This is a genomic window from Nocardia sp. NPDC003183 (assembly GCF_053590715.1).
This window is the reverse complement of record NZ_JBSFTG010000022.1, coordinates 35,471-52,234: the sequence shown is the minus strand read 5'-3', so window position 1 is coordinate 52,234 and position 16,764 is coordinate 35,471. Positions and strand designations below refer to the sequence as shown.

17 protein-coding genes are annotated in these 16,764 nt (G+C 69.4%); 6 read left to right on the top strand and 11 right to left on the bottom strand.

What is annotated here, in order from left to right; translation table 11 throughout:
• Positions 1-43 precede the first annotated feature (43 nt).
• Together ACWDXS_RS33630 and ACWDXS_RS33625 are read left to right on the top strand one after the other, a co-directional pair.
• Entirely contained in the window at positions 44-790 is a 747-nt protein-coding gene (locus ACWDXS_RS33630; RefSeq protein ID WP_378995702.1) for a hypothetical protein, read from the top strand.
• Positions 791-874: 84 nt separating this feature from the next.
• On the top strand, positions 875-2,032 hold the full coding sequence (locus ACWDXS_RS33625) for an acyl-CoA dehydrogenase family protein (RefSeq protein WP_449972069.1): 1,158 nt from the start codon (positions 875-877) through the stop codon (positions 2,030-2,032).
• Positions 2,033-2,039: 7 nt separating this feature from the next.
• Here ACWDXS_RS33625 and ACWDXS_RS33620 read toward each other — a convergent pair whose 3' ends face one another.
• The 5 genes from ACWDXS_RS33620 to ACWDXS_RS33600 form a co-directional block, all read right to left on the bottom strand.
• On the bottom strand, positions 2,040-2,978 hold the full coding sequence (locus ACWDXS_RS33620; RefSeq protein WP_449972066.1) for a TIGR03564 family F420-dependent LLM class oxidoreductase: 939 nt from the start codon (positions 2,976-2,978) through the stop codon (positions 2,040-2,042).
• A gap of 172 nt (positions 2,979-3,150) precedes the next feature.
• The gene (gene hisF, locus ACWDXS_RS33615; protein ID WP_378995708.1) at positions 3,151-3,966 is read right to left on the bottom strand and encodes an imidazole glycerol phosphate synthase subunit HisF; all 816 of its coding nucleotides are present in this window, start codon (positions 3,964-3,966) and stop codon (positions 3,151-3,153) included.
• 5 nt (positions 3,967-3,971) lie between these two features.
• Positions 3,972-4,793, bottom strand: a complete 822-nt coding sequence (locus ACWDXS_RS33610) for an inositol monophosphatase family protein (RefSeq protein ID WP_449972062.1) — start codon at positions 4,791-4,793, stop codon at positions 3,972-3,974.
• A gap of 8 nt (positions 4,794-4,801) precedes the next feature.
• Entirely contained in the window at positions 4,802-5,533 is a 732-nt protein-coding gene (gene priA / locus ACWDXS_RS33605; RefSeq protein ID WP_378637223.1) for a bifunctional 1-(5-phosphoribosyl)-5-((5-phosphoribosylamino)methylideneamino)imidazole-4-carboxamide isomerase/phosphoribosylanthranilate isomerase PriA, read from the bottom strand.
• Between the two features lie 143 nt (positions 5,534-5,676).
• Positions 5,677-6,162 carry a carboxymuconolactone decarboxylase family protein gene (locus tag ACWDXS_RS33600; protein ID WP_379311906.1) on the bottom strand — a complete coding sequence of 162 codons (486 nt, stop codon included), beginning with the start codon at positions 6,160-6,162 and terminating at the stop codon, positions 5,677-5,679.
• Between the two features lie 166 nt (positions 6,163-6,328).
• Here ACWDXS_RS33600 and ACWDXS_RS33595 point away from each other — a divergent pair, with 166 nt between their 5' ends.
• Complete coding sequence (locus ACWDXS_RS33595; protein WP_449972057.1) at positions 6,329-7,234, top strand: RNA polymerase sigma-70 factor; 906 nt, start codon at positions 6,329-6,331, stop codon at positions 7,232-7,234.
• Positions 7,235-7,316: 82 nt separating this feature from the next.
• On the opposite strand, the gene ACWDXS_RS33590 is transcribed toward ACWDXS_RS33595, so the two are convergent.
• A complete protein-coding gene (locus ACWDXS_RS33590) occupies positions 7,317-7,919 on the bottom strand; it encodes a maleylpyruvate isomerase family mycothiol-dependent enzyme (protein ID WP_379311907.1) in 603 nt (200 codons plus the stop codon).
• Positions 7,920-8,153: 234 nt separating this feature from the next.
• Between ACWDXS_RS33590 and ACWDXS_RS33585 the strand changes: the two genes are divergently transcribed.
• The 3 genes from ACWDXS_RS33585 to ACWDXS_RS33575 are packed head-to-tail and all read left to right on the top strand — an operon-like array spanning position 8,154 to position 11,262.
• Positions 8,154-9,395, top strand: coding sequence for a DUF2786 domain-containing protein (locus ACWDXS_RS33585; RefSeq protein WP_449972054.1), 1,242 nt, complete (start codon positions 8,154-8,156; stop codon positions 9,393-9,395).
• Positions 9,396-9,441: 46 nt separating this feature from the next.
• A complete protein-coding gene (locus ACWDXS_RS33580) occupies positions 9,442-10,233 on the top strand; it encodes a helix-turn-helix domain-containing protein (protein ID WP_449972051.1) in 792 nt (263 codons plus the stop codon).
• Between the two features lie 54 nt (positions 10,234-10,287).
• Entirely contained in the window at positions 10,288-11,262 is a 975-nt protein-coding gene (locus ACWDXS_RS33575; protein WP_449972048.1) for an alpha/beta fold hydrolase, read from the top strand.
• Between the two features lie 38 nt (positions 11,263-11,300).
• Here the strand turns inward: ACWDXS_RS33575 and hisH are convergent, their stop codons facing one another.
• The 5 genes from hisH to ACWDXS_RS33550 form a co-directional block, all read right to left on the bottom strand.
• Positions 11,301-11,930 carry an imidazole glycerol phosphate synthase subunit HisH gene (hisH, locus tag ACWDXS_RS33570; protein WP_378995727.1) on the bottom strand — a complete coding sequence of 210 codons (630 nt, stop codon included), beginning with the start codon at positions 11,928-11,930 and terminating at the stop codon, positions 11,301-11,303.
• On the bottom strand, positions 11,927-12,541 hold the full coding sequence (hisB, locus tag ACWDXS_RS33565; RefSeq protein WP_328661055.1) for an imidazoleglycerol-phosphate dehydratase HisB: 615 nt from the start codon (positions 12,539-12,541) through the stop codon (positions 11,927-11,929). The genes hisH and hisB overlap by 4 nt, the downstream gene beginning before the upstream one ends.
• A gap of 24 nt (positions 12,542-12,565) precedes the next feature.
• Positions 12,566-13,693, bottom strand: a complete 1,128-nt coding sequence (locus tag ACWDXS_RS33560) for a histidinol-phosphate transaminase (RefSeq protein WP_387448905.1) — start codon at positions 13,691-13,693, stop codon at positions 12,566-12,568.
• Positions 13,690-15,027: a histidinol dehydrogenase gene (hisD, locus tag ACWDXS_RS33555; RefSeq protein ID WP_449972043.1), complete on the bottom strand. Its 1,338-nt coding sequence runs from the start codon at positions 15,025-15,027 to the stop codon at positions 13,690-13,692. The genes ACWDXS_RS33560 and hisD overlap by 4 nt, the downstream gene beginning before the upstream one ends.
• A 130-nt stretch (positions 15,028-15,157) precedes the next feature.
• Positions 15,158-16,756: a serine/threonine-protein kinase gene (locus ACWDXS_RS33550; protein WP_379314386.1), complete on the bottom strand. Its 1,599-nt coding sequence runs from the start codon at positions 16,754-16,756 to the stop codon at positions 15,158-15,160.
• Positions 16,757-16,764: the final 8 nt, after the last annotated feature.

Here is a 16,764-nt window from a genome sequence, read left to right as displayed (position 1 = left end):
CGTGCGCGGCTCGTCCGAAGTACCCGATCGATGAGGATCACAGATGAAGATGTCAACCACTCTGGCCACGGCGGCGATGACCGCATTGGCCCTGTGTGTCAGTACCGGGACCGGCAACGCCGATCCCGCACCACAGACCGAGGTGCGCTACGAGGTGAGCAGGCAGGGTGACTCCGCGGTGCTGTCCACCGACGGCAAACTGCAGGTCGTCGACGGCCAACTGGTGCTCACCACCGCCGCCGACACCCCGGTCGCCGCCCTGCCGCTGACCTACCGCATGGACGACAAGGTGTTCCCGATCGCCGCCACCGTCGACGGCGGTACCGCGACCCTGACCCCGTCCAAGGAGGGCGGCACTCCGGTGGCCCCGGCGACGAACCTGATCACCCAGGACGTGGCCGCGCAGCAGATCGCCGAGTCCTTCACCCCGCGCGATCAGGCCGCGCTCGGGGTCCTCAGCCAGCGCCTCGGCGTCGGTGGCGCCGTGGCGGCCATCGTCGGCGCGGTGGTCGGCGGTGGCATCGGTTGCCTGGTCGGCGGTGCCGCGGGCGCCACCATCGCCAGCCCGGTGATCGTGCTGCTGGTGCCGTGGGTCGGCGCCACCGTGGCCGGTTGCGTGCTCGGCGCGGCCACGCTCGGTGCGGTCGGCACGATGATCGGTCTGGTCACCGTCGGCGGTCCGCTGGCGCTGTTCTCGGCCTACCAGTACTTCTCGACCATTCTCGCGCCGTGCCCGGCCGAACTCGGCGCCTACTGCAAGGACCCCGCGGTCCCCACACCGCCGAAGTAGTACGCACCGCCGTCTCGCCGGCCCACCCGATCACCGCGTCGGGCGGGCCGGCTCGTGGCCGTTTCCGGCCGGTAAGGATTCCCCATGCGCAGAACAGTTTTCGATGCCGAGCACCGCGCCTTCCGTGCGGCGATGCGCGCGTTCATCGATGCCGAGGTCGTGCCGAGTTTCGGCAAGTGGTACGACGACGGGCTGGTGCCGCGCGAATTCTATTACCGGCTGGGCGAACTCGGGATCCTCGGCATGGAGGTGCCCGTCGAACACGGCGGACGCGGCCTCGACTCGTTCCGGTACCGGGCGGTGCTCACCGAGGAGATCGCGCGCGCCGCGGTGTCTTTCGGCGGCTCCAGCGCCCACGTGTCCCGCTGTCTGCCCCTGATCAACGACCTGGCGACCGCCGCACAGCGGCAGCGCTGGTTGCCCGGATTCGTCACCGGCGAAACGATGTTCGCGCTCGCGGTCGCCGAACCGGGCACCGGCACGGAGCCGTCGGGCATGCGTACCACCGCGCCCCTGTCGCTGGACGGCAGTGAATACCTGCTCAACGGTTCGAAGACCTACGTCATCGGGGGCGTGCACGCCGACCGCGTCATCGTGTGCGCGCGTACCGCGCCCCCGAGCGCGGACGACCCCACCTACGGCCTGTCCCTGCTGGTCGTCGACAGCGCCGCCCCCGGCTACCGCGTCGGGCGCGCCCTCGACACTCTCGGCCGAAAGGTCTGCGACATAGTTCAACTCACCTTCACCGATGTGCGGGTGCCGGTGACCGATCGGCTCGGTGCCGCGCACCGTGGCGACGACCATCTCGCCGCACAGCTGCCACGCGAACGGCTCACCATCGCCGTCGGCGCCCACGCGCAGGCCAGGGCCGCGGTGCGTTTCGCGCACCGCTTCACCGCCGAGCGCACCGCGTTCACCCACTCGGTGGCGAGCTTCCAGAACACCACGTTCGAGCTGGCCGCCTGCCGGGCCGAGGTCGACGCGATCGAGGCGGTGGTCGACCGCGCGCTCGCCGCCCACGACCGCGGCGACCTGACCCCCGCCGACGCGGCCTCGGCGAAGCTGTTCTGCACCGAGTCGGCCGGGCGGGTGATCGACCGCTGCCTCCAATTGCACGGCGGGGTCGGCTATCTCGCGGACTCCCCCATCGCCCGCCTCTACGCCGACCACCGCATCGATCGGATCGTGGGTGGCACCAGCGAAGTGCTGCGCACGATCATCGCCGCCGAGATGGGGTTGTGACGCCAGATCAGCGGGCGCGATTGAGCTCACCGAGCAGCCGCCAGGTGCGCTGCTGATCCTCGGGTGTGGTGAGGTCGGTCTGGGAGAACACCACATCGGTGGCGCCCGCGGCGAAGTAGTCGGCCACGCGGGCGGCGACCGTCTCCTCGTCGCCGATCACCACGAGTTCGGCGGCCCGCTGGGCGCCCGACAGCGCGACCACTCGCTGATACGACGGAATCGTGTCGTAGAAGGCGGTTTTCGTCTCGGCGATGCTCCGGGCCGCGGCGACGTCGGCGGTCACGACGCCGGGCACCATCGCCACGATGCGGGGGTGCGGCCTGCCCGCGGCCGTCGCGGCGGCGGTCAACGGCGCGACGATGTGTTCGGCCAGCGCCTCGGGACCGACCAGGAAGGGCAACGTGCCGTCGGCCAGTTCGCCGGTGGCTCGCAGCGCCTGCGGCCCCATGGCCGCGACCAGCACCGGCACCGTCGGGTCGGCACCCGCCACCGCCGCGGGCATCGGACTGGCGGCGGTCACCGTCTCACCGCGGAAGTCCACCGCACCGGTGTCGAGAATCGACCGCAGCGCCGTGAGGAATTCACGCAGCCGGAGGCCGGGCCGGTCGAACGGCCCACCGAACGCGCGTTCGGACAGCGACCGAGCGCCGAGCCCCAACCCCAGCACGAACCGTCCACCGGTCGCCGCCTGCGCGGTCTGCGCCTGACCGGCCACCAGCAGCGGATGCCTGCCCGGCACCGGAACGACCGACGTCCCCACTTCGATCCCGGGCACCGCCCGACCGATCAACGCCGCCAACACGATCGCGTCACTACTGAAGGCCTGTCCCAACCACACCGAACTCAGCCCGACCTCGGCGGCGACTCCGCCCAGATCGACGGCCGTGTCCACGGCGTTGGCGGAGTTGTCGAGGACGAACGGGGACAACGCGATTCCGATGCTCATCCCCGCACCAACGTCGGCGGCAACGGAGATCATCGCGATCCACGCACGATGATTCCAATGCCTGCGACCAGCTCACCGTTGACGCTCGGTCGATGCGTTCCGTCGGATCATCGTGCTGTGACGCCGAATTCGTTCGGCGCCAGGTGAATTCGGCTGGCCACCGCAACCGGTGTCAGCGGACGGTGATGCCGTCCGCGCGCATCGCGTTCTTCACCTGGCCGATGGTGAGGTCGCCGAAGTGGAAGACGCTCGCGGCGAGGACCGCGTCGGCGCCGGCGTGGACAGCGGGCGGGAAGTGGTCGACCGCGCCCGCGCCGCCGCTGGCGATCACCGGAACGCGCACCGCGGCGCGCACGGCGGTGATCATCGGCAGGTCGAAACCGGCCTTGGTGCCGTCGGCGTCCATCGAGTTCAGCAGGATCTCGCCCACACCGAGTTCGGCGCCGCGGACGGCCCATTCGACAGCGTCGATGCCGGTGCCACGCTTGCCGCCGTGGGTGGTGACCTCCCAGCCGGACGGGGTGTCGGGCTGACCGTCGGGCACGGTGCGCGCGTCGACCGAGAGCACGATGCACTGGGCGCCGAAGCGTTGCGACATCTCGAACAGCACCTCGGGGCGTGCGATGGCGGCGGTGTTCACCGATACCTTGTCCGCGCCGGCGCGCAGCAGCCGGTCGACATCCTCGACCGTGCGTACCCCACCGCCGACGGTGAGCGGGATGAAGATCTGTTCGGCGGTGCGGGTCACCACGTCGAGCATGGTGCCGCGGTCGCCGGTGGAGGCGGTGACGTCGAGGAAGGTCAGTTCGTCGGCGCCCTGAGCGTCGTAGGTCGCGGCCAGTTCCACCGGATCGCCCGCGTCGCGCAGGTTCTGGAAGTTGACGCCCTTGACCACGCGACCCGCGTCGACATCCAGACACGGGATCACGCGGACCGCCAAGGTGCTCGGCGCGGTGGTGCCGGGTCGTTCGTCGGTGCGCGGTGTCATGGGGTTCACCCTCGTTCTTCTTCGCTGACGGTGCAAATCATTTCCAGCAGTTCTTCGTGCACGCCCGGCGCGGCGGCCAGCACCGAACCGGACGTGATCGTCCACGGCGCGCCCGCGAGGTCGGTGACCACGCCACCCGCGGCGCGCACCAGCGCGACCCCGGCCGCGTTGTCCCACGGATGGTGCCCGAACACGACCGCGCCGCCGAGCACCCCCGAGGCGGTGAACGCCAGGTCGATGCCGGTGGCGCCGTGCATCCGCACCCGCGAGGACAACCGGCTCAGTGCACCGAGCAGGTCGAACCGGAACTGGCCGGGGATGCGACCGGCCGAGTCGAGGTTGAAAGCGCCGAATCCGATCATGGAGTCGGCGAGCTTGCCCGGTTCCAGCGGTGGCAATGCCACACCGTCGAGGTACAACGGTCCACCGGTCACCGCGGCGTAGCGGCGACCCAGCATGGGCAGCCAGGTCAGGCCGATCACCGGCTCGCCTTCGTGCACCAGAGCCAGCAGGGTGCCCGACATCGGGTGGCCCGAGGAGTAGTTGAAGGTGCCGTCGATCGGATCGAGCACCCAGGCCGTGCCCGAGGTGAGCGCCGGTCCGCCGAATTCCTCGCCGTGCACCGCGATGCCGGTCCGCTGCTGGAGTTCGGTGGAAATGGTGCGTTCCAGCTCGAGATCGAGTTCGGTGGCGAAGTCGTTGCGGCCCTTGGTCACCGCGCTCGGCGCGCCGAGTCCTTCGACGAAACGCGGGACCACGCCGTCCAGGATCTGGGTGGCGACGGTCAGCAGGTCGGTCAGTTCGGCGGTGCTCGGCGCGGCGGTCATCGGCGGTGTCAGCGCACCGCGGCCAGAGCTTCGGGCAGCGTGAAGCGGCCCGCGTACAACGCCTTGCCGATGATCGCGCCCTCCACACCGTCGTCGGCCAGGCCGGCGATGGCGACGAGGTCGTCGAGCACCGAGATGCCGCCGGAGGCGACCACCGGTGCCTCGGCGGCGTTGGCGACCTCGCTCAGCAGCTCGAGGTTGGGGCCGGTCAGCGTGCCGTCCTTGGAGACGTCGGTGACCACATAGCGCGCGCACCCGTCACGCTCGAGGCGTTCGAGCACCTCCCACAGGTCGCCGCCGTCGGTCACCCAGCCGCGACCGCGCAACCGCCACTGGCCGTCGATCTGCTTGACGTCGAGTCCCACCGCGATCCGGTCGCCGTACTCGCCGAGCACTCGCGCGCACCACTGCGGATTCTCGATCGCCGCGGTGCCGATGTTCACCCGCGCGCACCCGGTCGCCAGCGCCGCCTTCAGCGAATCGTCGTCGCGGATACCACCGGACAGCTCGACCTTCACGTCGAGTTCACCGACGACCTGAGCGATCAGTTCGCGATTGCTCCCCTTGCCGAAGGCCGCGTCGAGATCGACCAGATGCACCCACTCGGCCCCCGCTTGCTGCCACGCCAACGCCGCGTCCCGAGGCGACCCATAGCTCGTTTCGCTACCGGCCTCCCCTTGCACAAGGCGCACGGCCTCACCATTGGCGACATCGACAGCGGGCAACAGCACAAGACTCACGCATTCAGACTAGTAGGTCTGTGCCGCCGCTCCCGCAACGGTCCGCGCCGGTGAGGCCCGTGTCACGCGAACCCCGCGCACAACCGCTCGGCGCGTCGAGCGGGTCGGCCCGGATCCGGGGACCCGGGCCTGCCACGATTCGCTCAGCCTGCCGCGGCGTCGAACGCGCCGGGCTCGTAGGCACCGCCCTGCTGGCGCAGGATGACACCGAGCCGGTTGGCGGCGTTGATCTGGGCCACCACGGCGACCAAGGCGGCGAGCTGCTCGTCGTCGTAGTGCTCGCGCACCTGGGCCCAGGTCTCGTCGGACACCCCCTGCGCGGCGTCGGCGACGCGGGTCCCTTCCTCGGCCAGCGCCAGCGCCGCCCGTTCCGCATCGGTGAACACCGTCGACTCACGCCAGGCGGCAACGAGATTGATCCGCGTCGCGGACTGCCCGGAGTGGGCCAGATCCTTGCTGTGCGCGTCGGTGCAGTAGCCACAGCCGTTGATCTGGCTGACGCGCAGCATCACCAGGTCCTGGGTGGCTTTCGGCAGGGTCGACCGGATCAGTGCCAGGCTGGCGTTGCCGAACCGCTTGCCGAACGTGGCGCCGACCTCGGTGCCGAAAAGGTTGAATCGGGGTTCCATGACGTGTTCCTCACTGCTGGTGCTGAATCGAACGACCATGAGACGGCGGCGACCGGACCTCCGTAACAGCTCGTCGACGTGATCCACGCCACTGCGGATCGGTGTTACGCGACGGCGTCGGCCGGCGTCTGATGGGCGACACATCCGAGTGGAAAGGGAGTGACCCATGGCGCCGCAGCCCGAGGGCACAGCGAAGGACCCGGCGACGGAGGTGTTCGTCGCCCATCGCAATCTGCTGTTCACGGTCGCCTACGAAATGCTCGGCTCGGCTGCCGACGCCGAGGACGTGCTCCAGGAGACCTGGCTGCGGTGGGTGGGCGTCGATCTCGACGCGGTGCGCGACCAGCGCGCGTATCTGGTCAGGATCACGACCCGCCGGTCACTCGATCGGTTGCGCACGCTGGGTCGGCGCCGGGAGTCCTATGTCGGCCCCTGGCTGCCCGAACCGCTGCTGACCACGCCCGACATCGCCGAGGACATCGAGTTGGCCGAGAGCGTCTCGATGGCGATGCTGCTCGTCCTGGAGACGCTGACGCCGATCGAAAGGGCGGTGTTCGTGCTGCGCGAAGTATTCGATCTGGACTACGACGAGATCGCCGAGGCCGTCGACAAGAGCCCGGCCGCCGTCCGCCAGCTGGCATACCGGGCGCGCGCCCACGTCGCAGCCCGCCGACCGCGCGGCATCGTGTCGGCGAGCGAATCCCGCGATGCGCTCGCGGCATTCCAGCGGGCGATCGAGACCGGCGATCTCCAGAACCTGCTCGACCTGCTCGCACCGGATGTCGTGTTCCTCGGCGACGGCGGCGGAATCAAGCAGGCCGCGCTGTCGCCCATCGTCGGGGCCGACCTGGTCGCCACCTTGCTCACCGCCAGTGTGCCGAGGATCGGCGCGGCGATGACTGTCGAATCGGCACAGCTCAACGGCCACCCGGCCCTGATCCTGCGACTCGACGGCGTGATCGACACGGTCTTCGCGGTGCGCGTCGACGACGGCCTCGTCACCGGCCTCTACTCGGTCCGCAATCCCGACAAACTGTCGCGGACTGATACCGCGACCACGCTGCGACGCTGACCCGGCCGACCTGCGCCGACGAACTGACCGAGGTGGGGGCCGTCGGCTCGCGCGCGCACTCGATTCCCCACTGCTGAAGTAGTCAGCCGAGGCGGCGGCGGAGTTCGGGGAGTCCGCCGCCGGTGAGGTCGGCGAGCGCGGCCGTGCGGCCGACCACGGCCAAGGCGATGGCCTCGCCGGGGCCGCGCACTTCCGGGCCGTCGCCGGAGGACCAGTCGACGTCGGTGGCGACGAAACGCAGACCCTTGGCGTACCTGGCCGGGAAGGCGAAGGGGTCGGGGTAGTTCAGGACCGCGATGAGACGGTCCGCGGGGATCGTCCGTGGGCGGCCGAGGGGACGGCGGATGTCCTGGTGGTGGACGACGAGGTCGGAGAGCATCAACCGGGGCGAGTACTTCGACAGGCGACCCGACTCGGTCTCGAGCTTGTCCACCAGCTGCGCGGTCGTCAGCTCCGCGAACGACTGCGCGAGCGCGTTATTGGTGCGGCTGACCGAGCCCCGGCTCTTCACCACGACGGCCGCGTAGCCCAGCGGGCTCAGGGTGTCCTGCAACAGGTGCCCGACGACGTCACGAACCCGCCACCCCGCGCACAGCGACGGCGTCTCCCATTCCTGCTCGCTCAACCCCCGCAGCAGGTCGACCAGTTCGGCTCGTTCGTCGAGAACCATCCCCCGATAACTCATCCCGCCAGCCTAAGCTCACCGACCGACTTCCGACACCCCCTTTCCGCAGTTCCCTTGGGCGAGTAGCGATTACGAACCCAGGATCGGCAGGGAACAACCGAGCTGCCTTCGACGATTCGACGCGGGCCCGATGACGACGCGGCCGCACGGGAGCGATGCGCGACAATGGACGCCGCGAACACTGCCTACCCCCCGTGACGGGTAGCACCTCCACGAACAGGATCGGCGCAACCCTTGGCCAAGCAGAATCGTCGGCGCCGGACAGGCCGTAAACCGGCAGCCGCTCCCGGACTTCCGATCGATGCCGCGTTGTCGGGCGACCGGTCGCAGGTGGCCGACGCGATCGCGACCGTGGCCTTCCTCGCCGCCCAGGGCGACACGAACGCGATCGGGCGATTCGCCGAACACGTCGCGGGCGCCGGGCTGGGCGCCGGAGTTCAGCTCGCCGCTGAGCGAATCATCGCCCGCGCCTTCGAGTTCGGCTGGTTGCCCCGCGATGTTCATGAGGCAGCGCGCAGACGGGTGGACGAGTTCGCGGTGAGCTACCTGACCGATCTGATGGCCGAGCACCGGTCCGATTTCCCCGCCGAGTCCGTCGACGAGATCTGGCAGTCGCAACTGGACGAGCTGAGCGCCACGGTCTGGTGGACGTCCGGGCAACCCCACCTCGATCAGTGGGCCGACCGCGCGCTTCTCACCCGCGAAGAGGCCCTCACCTCAGCTCTGACCGCCCTGGCCCTGCTCGTCCAACTCCCGAAACTCGAGCAGATCGTCGCACTGCCCGGCACCCGCAGGCAGACCGTCACGCACCACCATGTCGACGAGAAGACCCTCGGCCGAGTCCGTGGCCTCCTCGCCAAGGCCGAATCGACGTCCTTCGCCGAGGAAGCGGAAACGCTGTCCGCCAAGGCGCAAGAACTCATGACCAAGTACGCGATCGACCGCGCCCTGCTCGACACCCAGCGCACCGACCCCGACCTGCCCGCCGCCCGCCGCATCTGGCTGGAAACCCCCTACACCGACGCCAAAGCCCTGCTCATCGACATGGTGACCCGAGCCAACCGCTGCCGCGCGATCTTCGTCGCCGACTGGGGTTTCGTCACGATCGTCGGCGACGACCCCGACCTCGACGCCGTGGAGATCCTGTCCACCTCCCTGCTCGTCCAAGCCACCCGCACCATGATCGACAACGCCACCACCGAGGAATCCCGCTCCCGCCACTACCGCAAGGCCTACCTCACCGCCTATGCCACGCGAGTCGGCGAACGCCTCGCCGAGGCCGCCCGAGCAACCATCGCCGACTCCCCCGACCCCACCCACCTACTCCCCGTCCTGGCCACCCACCGACAACGAGTGGACAAAGCCTTCGCCACCTACTTCCCCACCGCCCGTACCCGAGGCATCACCATCCGCAGCGCCGAATGCTGGACCGCAGGCACCGAAGCCGCCGACCGAGCCCACTTCGACAACCCCTGATCACCGACAGGCCCCACGATCGTCACGACGTCCGTACGCTCGATGTGTGCGGCCCATCATGTCCGAACACGAGCTGGACGACGGCTGGGAGTTGGCGCGCTCGACCGGAGCGGCAGCCACCGATGTCGTGATGGAAGGATTCCGCGATCGAGTGTCCGCGGGGTGCGATCTGCGGATCTTCCCGCGACCGGAAGTCACTGTGGTGATCCAGTTCGGCGACTGTCGGCTCAGTGTCGAAGGCCCCGACCAGCAGTTCACGTTCGACGGCCTGGTCGCCGGGCTCGACCCGGGGGTTCGCCGTGTGCACGCGGCGCGTGTCGAATGTGTCGAGGTGCGAATGTCGCCGATCGCCGCCTACCGCCTGCTCGGGGTCGCGCCGGCCGCCCTGAGCGGCGCGATGATCGGCCTCGACGAGGTCTGGGGTCCGACGGCGCCACTGCTGCGCGAACAGCTGGCCGAAACAGCGACGTGGGCAGAACGATTCGCGCTGACGTCCCGGTTTCTCACCCTGCGTGAATCGACCAGGACGGCCGACCCGGAGGTCGCCGCAGCGTGGGACCGCATCGTCGCCGGCAACGGCGGCGTGCGGGTACGGGAACTGACCGAACTCACCGGCTGGAGCCGCAAACGGCTGTGGTCGAGGTTCACCGACCAGGTCGGCGTGACACCGAAACGCGCCGCGATGCTCACCCGGTTCCGGCACGCGTTCGACCTGCTGACGACCGGCCATTCACCCGCGAATGCCGCTGTGGCATGCGGTTATTCGGATCAATCACACCTACATCGCGACGTGTCGGCCTTCGCCGGTGTCACACCGGGTGCGCTCACGGCGCTCTGACCGCCGGAACATTCGTTCAAGACAGCACACCCCGGCGCACCCCACAGTGAGTGCATGAGCAATTCCCGAGGTCTGCAACGCCGGATCCGCGCCGCCGAACAGCGCGTCGCCGACGCCTACGGACTCACGATCAGCGAGCACCTGTTCACGCTGCGCGATCCCGCGGTACAGGTCCGCGTCCTGACCGCCGGATCCGGCGAACCCGTCGTCCACATCAACGGCATCTCGGCACCCGCCATGGGCATGGCACCGCTGATCGCCCACCTGCCCGGCTTCCGGCATATCCTCGTCGACCTGCCGGGTCACAGTCTCGCACCCCCTTTCGCTTGGCAGGGAAGTACCGTCCGCGAGCTGGCCACGGGTGTGCTCACCGGAACACTGGATGCGCTCGGCGTGGATCGAGCCGCGTTCGTCGGCAGCTCCCTCGGCGGCTTGTTCGCCCTCTGGGCCACGCTGGACGCGCCGAAACGGCTCACGCGAGCAGCGATTGTCGCCACCCCCGCCACCGCCTTCCCCGACATGCGCGGCATTGCCGAGATGGAGTCACTGACCTCTCCGCTCCGCGGCCCTGTCGATGAAAGGCTGATGCGACTGCCGTCCCCGCGGTTCGTCGCCCGCTTCGCCCTCACCGAGGCGCTCGGGGCGACAGCGTCTCGTGCCATGTCCGACGACATGCTCGATCTGCACCGGCTACCGCTGCGACTGCCCGGACAGGCCGCGTCCTACCGCGCGCTGCTGTGTCGCCTGATGCGGGGACGTATCGCGCGCCCCGACAACGTCCTGACCGATGACGAACTGGCTCGGATCACCACGCCGCTGCTGTTCGTCTGGGGTGAGCACGACGTTTTCAGCTCCCCTGACCAGGCTCGACCATCGCTGACGAAGATCCCCGGCGCGCGACTCGTCGTCGTCCCCGGCGGTCACGGCCCGTGGTTCGACGACGCGGTCCGCTGCGCGGCACCGGTCCGCGCGTTCCTGTCAGACGAGCCGCTGACCGCCGGAACCGAACGAGAGCGCCACCGCGCCTAGCCACGGTTGCCGCACGACAGTCAGCCGAGGTGGCCGGACTACAGCGAGCCGATCCAGTTGCGCAGCAGTTGCGCACCCGCGTCGCCGGACTTCTCCGGGTGGAACTGGGTGGCCGAGAGCGGTCCGTTCTCGACGGCGGCCAGGAAGGGGACGCCGTGCTCGGCCCAGGTGAGCTTCGCGGGTGCGATGTGCTCGTTGTCCGGGAGTTCCCACTGCTGCGCCGCGTAGGAGTGGACGAAGTAGAAGCGGGTGTCGGCGTCCATACCGGCGAACAGCGTGCTGTCGGCGGGTGCCTTGACCGTGTTCCAGCCCATGTGCGGAAGGACGGGAGCGTCCAGTCCCGCGACGGTGCCGGGCCATTCGCCGCAGCCTTCGGTCTCGACACCGAACTCGACGCCGCGGTCGAACATGATCTGCATGCCGACGCAGATGCCGAGCACGGGACGTCCACCGGCGAGGCGCTGGCCGATCATGCGATCACCGCGCACCGACAGCAGCCCGGCCATACAGGCGGCGTACGCACCGACGCCGGGGACGACGAGGCCGTCGGCGGCCAAGGCGGCGGTGGGGTCGGCCGTGACCTCCACCTGCGCACCGGCACGCACCAGCGCGCGTTCGGCGGAGTGCAGATTGCCGGAGCCGTAGTCCAGCAGCACAACGGATTTCACAGCACACCCTTCGTGGACGGCACACCACTGACCCGGGGGTCGATTTCCACGGCGGCGCGCAGAGCCCGCGCGACAGCCTTGAACTCGGCCTCGGTGATGTGGTGCTGGTCGCGGCCGTAGAGCACCCGCACGTGCAGCGCGATGCGGGCGTTCTGCGCGATCGACTCGAAGACGTGCTTGTTGAGCACCGTGGAGTACGACGCGCCGGGGCCCGCGCTCGGGATGATGGTGTGCACGAGGTGTTCGGGCTCGCCGGTGAACACGCAGTACGGCCGGCCGGACACGTCGACGGCGGCGTGCGCGAGGGTCTCGTCCATCGGGATGAACGCGTCGCCGAAGCGGCGGATCCCCTTCTTGTCGCCCAGCGCCTGCCCGAGCGCCTGTCCCAGCACGATCGCGGTGTCCTCGACCGTGTGGTGCGCTTCGATCTCGATGTCACCCTCGGCCCGTACCACCAGGTCGAACCCGGCGTGCGCGCCGAGCGCGGTCAGCATGTGGTCGTAGAACGGCACCCCGGTGGCGATCTCGGTCTGCCCGGTGCCGTCGAGGTTCAGCTCCACCAGAATCGAGGACTCTTTGGTGACGCGTTCCACCCGCGCTGTTCTGCTCATGATTGTGTTCCTCCACAGGTGGATTCAGTGAGTAAGGTCGGTGCCCGCGATATCGCGGCTCACGCGCAGGAATTCGTCGTTCTCGGCGGCGAGGCCGATGGTGGCGCGCAGGTACCCGGGGATGCCGACATCGCGGATCAGCACACCCGCGTCGAGGTAGTGCTGCCACGCGGCGCCCGCGTCGGTGAACCGGCCGAACAGCACGAAGTTGGCGTCGCTGGGGATCACGTCGAACCCGAGCGAGGCGAGTGCGGCGGCGACCCGATCACGCTGAGCCGCCAATTCCGCCACGCTGCCGAGGGTTTCGTCAGCGTGACGCAATGCCGCGCGCGCGGCGGCCTGGGTGACCACCGACAGGTGGTACGGCAAGCGCACCAGCAGAATCGCGTCGATCACCGCGGGCGAGGCGGCCAGGTAGCCCAGGCGCCCACCCGCGAACGCGAACGCCTTGCTCATGGTGCGGGTGACAACGAGCTTGGTCGGGAACCGGTCGATCAAGGTGATCGCGCTGGGCGCCGCGGAGAACTCGCCGTACGCCTCGTCGACCACGACGATGCCGGGCGCGACCTCGAGAATCCGCTCGAGCTCGGCGATCGGGATGCTGTGCCCGGTCGGGTTGTTCGGGCTCGTCACGAACACCACGTCGGGTCGGCGTTCGGCGATCTGGGCCACCGCGTAGTCGATGTCGAGCGAGAAGTCACCGCTGCGCTTGGCCTCGACCCACTCGGTGTCGATGCCCTCCGAGATGATCGGGTGCATCGAGTACGAGGGCACGAAACCCAGCGCGCTGCGGCCCGGTCCGCCGAACGCCTGCAACAGCTGCTGCAGGATCTCGTTGGAGCCGTTGGCCGCCCACACATTCGCGGTGTCGACGGCGACACCGGTCTGACGGGTCAGATACTCGGCCAGGTCGTGGCGCAGCGCGACAGCGTCGCGATCCGGGTACCGGTGCAGATCGGCGGCGGCGGCGCGCACCGACTCGGCGACATCGTCGATCAGCGCCTTGCTGGGCGGGTGCGGGTTCTCGTTGGTATTGAGCTGCACCGGCACCGTCAATTGCGGTGCGCCATAAGGCGATTTGCCCCGCAGGTTGTCGCGCAGCGGTAGCTGGTCCAGGGTCGCCGAAGCGCCGGGCACGGTGGGAGTACTCATGACAGCGCCTCGAAACGCGCCTGCACGGCCTGACCGTGCGCGGGCAGATCCTCCGCGTTGGCCAGGGCGACAACGTGTCCGGCGACATCCTTCAGCGCCGCCTCGGTGTACTCCACGATGTGGATGCCACGCAGGAACGTCTGCACGCTCAGTCCCGAGGAGTGCCGCGCACACCCCGCGGTCGGCAGCACGTGGTTCGAACCCGCGCAGTAGTCACCCAGGCTGACGGGCGCCCACGGGCCGACGAAGATCGCACCGGCACTGCGCACCCGCGCGGCGACAGCGGCGGCGTCCACGGTCTGGATCTCGAGGTGCTCGGCGGCATAGGCGTCGACCACCCGCAGACCCTGCGCGATGTTGTCGACGAGCACGATCCCGGACTGCTTGCCGCTCAACGCTTCCCGCACGCGATCGTGGTGTTTGACCACGGCGAGCTGAGCGTTCACGGCAGCGTCGACCGCGTCGGCCAGCGCGGGAGAATCGGTGACCAGCACACTGGCGGCGAGCACATCGTGCTCGGCCTGGCTGATCAGGTCGGCGGCCACGTGCACCGGATCGGCCGTGGCGTCGGCCAGCACGGCGATCTCGGTGGGGCCCGCCTCGGCATCGATGCCGACCAGCCCACGACACAGCCGCTTGGCCGCGGTGACGTAGATATTGCCGGGCCCGGTGATCAGGTCGACCGGTTCGAGCGCCCCGCCGTCGGTATCGACACCGCCGTAGGACAGCAGCGCCACCGCCTGCGCACCGCCGACCGCCCACACCTCCTCGACGCCGAGCAGCGCGGCGGCCGCCATGATCGTCGGGTGCGGCAGCCCACCGAACTGCGCCTGCGGCGGCGAGGCCACCACCAGCGACTCGACACCGGCGGCCTGCGCGGGCACCACGTTCATGACGACCGACGACGGGTACACGGCGTTGCCGCCGGGCACGTACAGCCCGACCCGCTCCACCGGCAGCCACTTCTCGGTGACGGTGCCACCGGGCACGACCTCGGTCACCGTGTCGGTGCGCCGCTGATCGGCGTGCACCTTCCTGGTCCGCTCGATCGCCACCTCGAGTGCGGCGCGCACGGCTGGGTCCAGCTCGGCGAGCGCCTTGGTCAGCTCGCCGGCCGGCACCCGCACCACGGCGGGCCGCACGCCGTCGAACTTCTCGCTGTAGTCCAGCGCCGCCTCGGCGCCCCGGTCCCGAATGTCCTCGACGACCGGCCGCACATGATGCAGCACCGAGTCCACGTCGACCCCTCCGCGCGGCAGCGCGGTGCGCAGCTCGGCAGCGGAAGGAGTACGACCGCGCAGATCGACGCGGGCGAGCTCGATGCGGGAAGTCATATCGGGGTACGGTCCTGTTCTGTGCTGGGGCTCAGGTCAGCTACCAGCCTAATGGTCGGCCGCCATCGCTTTTCCACCCACATCCCACCGAGGCGACGGACCCGACCGGCGGATCCGTCGCGAACACCAGCTAGCGGGTATCCCCGTCGATGCGCAGACTGCCGCCGGAGCTCACCACGCGCATGACCATGGCCTTGGTCGAGCCGTTGATGGTGATGCTGGCCAGGCGCATATTCGTGGAGCCGTCGGCGTTGTTGCCGCTGACCGCGGTGATGCTGGCGAAGGTGTCGACGGTGCGGGCGTTCCAGTACTCGCGGAACGCGGACTCGCTGCCGTAGACCTGCTGTGCGGCAGGGGTGAGCAGCGACCACGAACCGGCCGGATCACTGAAGAAGTTCTCGACCAGCAGACCCGCCGATCCGATATCGACGGTGCCGACATTGCTGGCCTGCCCGAGCGGCGGAACCGCCGCGCTGGGCTTCGGTGCCGCCGACGACTGCGCCGAAGTCTGCGGACCGGCCTGCACCTGCGGCGAATCCGAGTCGGAGCTGTTGAAGGCACTGAACGCCACGGCGACGGCCGCGACCACCGCACCCACCGCGGACCCGATCAGTACCGCACGGCCCTTGCCCGCCTGCTTGCGCGGGGCGGGCATCGGCTGAGCCTGGGTGTGCGGGTGCGCCGCGGTGTCCTGACGGACCTGCGGACGCGGGTTCGAGCGAATCTGACGGGTCGTGGCGGTGGACGCGCCCGCATGGGAGGCCCGGCGACCGGACTGCCGGATCACCTGGGTGGTGGCCGCGGAGTTACGGCGGTTGAAAGCCTCACTGGCGGGGACGAATCCGGCGGGCACCGCGTTCTCGTCCTCGGCGAACGCGGCCAGCGCGTCGCGGGCCTCGGTCATCGTCGGACGGTCGAGGGGGTCCGGGCTGAGCAGATCGAGCAGGAAGTCGGTGGCCGGGCCCGCGTTGTGGGGCTCGCGTACCTGTCCGTTGGCGGCGGCGTAGAGCACCGCGAGCGGGTTGGCGTTGGCACCGTAGGGGGGTTCGCCTTCCAGCGCGTGGAAGAGCGTTGCGCCCAGGGCGAATACGTCGGCGGCAGGGGTCGGATCGGAGCCGCGCGCGACCTCGGGTGCCAGATAGGCGGCGGTGCCGCAGATCAGCCCGGTCTCGGTGAGCGTCACGTCGCCGGCCGCGCGGGAGATGCCGAAGTCGGTGATCTTCACCTCACCGTGGTCGCCGAGCAGGATATTGCCCGGTTTCACGTCGCGGTGCACCAGGCCGGCCTGGTGGGCGGCGATCAGGGAGGAGGCGACCTTCTCCCCGATGCGGGCGACCTCGAGCAGCGGCAGCGGGCCCTTCTGGCCCAGCTCACCCGCGAGGCTGACCGACTTGAGGTACTCCATCACCAGGCACGGATCACCGTTGTGCTCGGTGATGTCGAATACGACGATGGCATTGGGGTGCTGGAAGCGTGCCGCGTTGCGGGCTTCCCGAATCGCGCGCTGGCGCAACACATCCCGCTCGCCCTCGGGCAAGCTGGGTTTGATGTGGATCTGCTTCACTGCCACGGAGCGTTGGAGGCGTTCGTCGACAGCACGCCATACAACGCCTGTGCCGCCGCTACCAATACGCTCGACCAGGCGGTAATGCTCCGCGATCTTCTGACCGGTATCGATGGCGCCTACTCCGAACCTTCTCGAAATTGTGACATCCCGCGTATTGACCATGGGTATGG

Excerpts from the sequence above, each read along its gene's own strand:
- ACWDXS_RS33610 (WP_449972062.1), bottom strand. The coding sequence starts at position 4,793 with ATGACCGCCGCGCCGAGCACCGCCGAACTGACCGACCTGCTGACCGTC.
- ACWDXS_RS33550 (WP_379314386.1), bottom strand. The coding sequence starts at position 16,756 with ATGGTCAATACGCGGGATGTCACAATTTCGAGAAGGTTCGGAGTAGGC.
- ACWDXS_RS33560 (WP_387448905.1), bottom strand. The coding sequence starts at position 13,693 with ATGAGTACTCCCACCGTGCCCGGCGCTTCGGCGACCCTGGACCAGCTA.
- ACWDXS_RS33625 (WP_449972069.1), top strand. The coding sequence starts at position 875 with ATGCGCAGAACAGTTTTCGATGCCGAGCACCGCGCCTTCCGTGCGGCG.
- hisD (WP_449972043.1), bottom strand. The coding sequence starts at position 15,027 with ATGACTTCCCGCATCGAGCTCGCCCGCGTCGATCTGCGCGGTCGTACT.
- ACWDXS_RS33595 (WP_449972057.1), top strand. The coding sequence starts at position 6,329 with ATGGCGCCGCAGCCCGAGGGCACAGCGAAGGACCCGGCGACGGAGGTG.
- ACWDXS_RS33575 (WP_449972048.1), top strand. The coding sequence starts at position 10,288 with ATGAGCAATTCCCGAGGTCTGCAACGCCGGATCCGCGCCGCCGAACAG.
- ACWDXS_RS33590 (WP_379311907.1), bottom strand. The coding sequence starts at position 7,919 with ATGAGTTATCGGGGGATGGTTCTCGACGAACGAGCCGAACTGGTCGAC.
- ACWDXS_RS33600 (WP_379311906.1), bottom strand. The coding sequence starts at position 6,162 with ATGGAACCCCGATTCAACCTTTTCGGCACCGAGGTCGGCGCCACGTTC.
- hisB (WP_328661055.1), bottom strand. The coding sequence starts at position 12,541 with ATGAGCAGAACAGCGCGGGTGGAACGCGTCACCAAAGAGTCCTCGATT.
- ACWDXS_RS33630 (WP_378995702.1), top strand. The coding sequence starts at position 44 with ATGAAGATGTCAACCACTCTGGCCACGGCGGCGATGACCGCATTGGCC.
- hisF (WP_378995708.1), bottom strand. The coding sequence starts at position 3,966 with ATGACACCGCGCACCGACGAACGACCCGGCACCACCGCGCCGAGCACC.
- ACWDXS_RS33620 (WP_449972066.1), bottom strand. The coding sequence starts at position 2,978 with ATGAGCATCGGAATCGCGTTGTCCCCGTTCGTCCTCGACAACTCCGCC.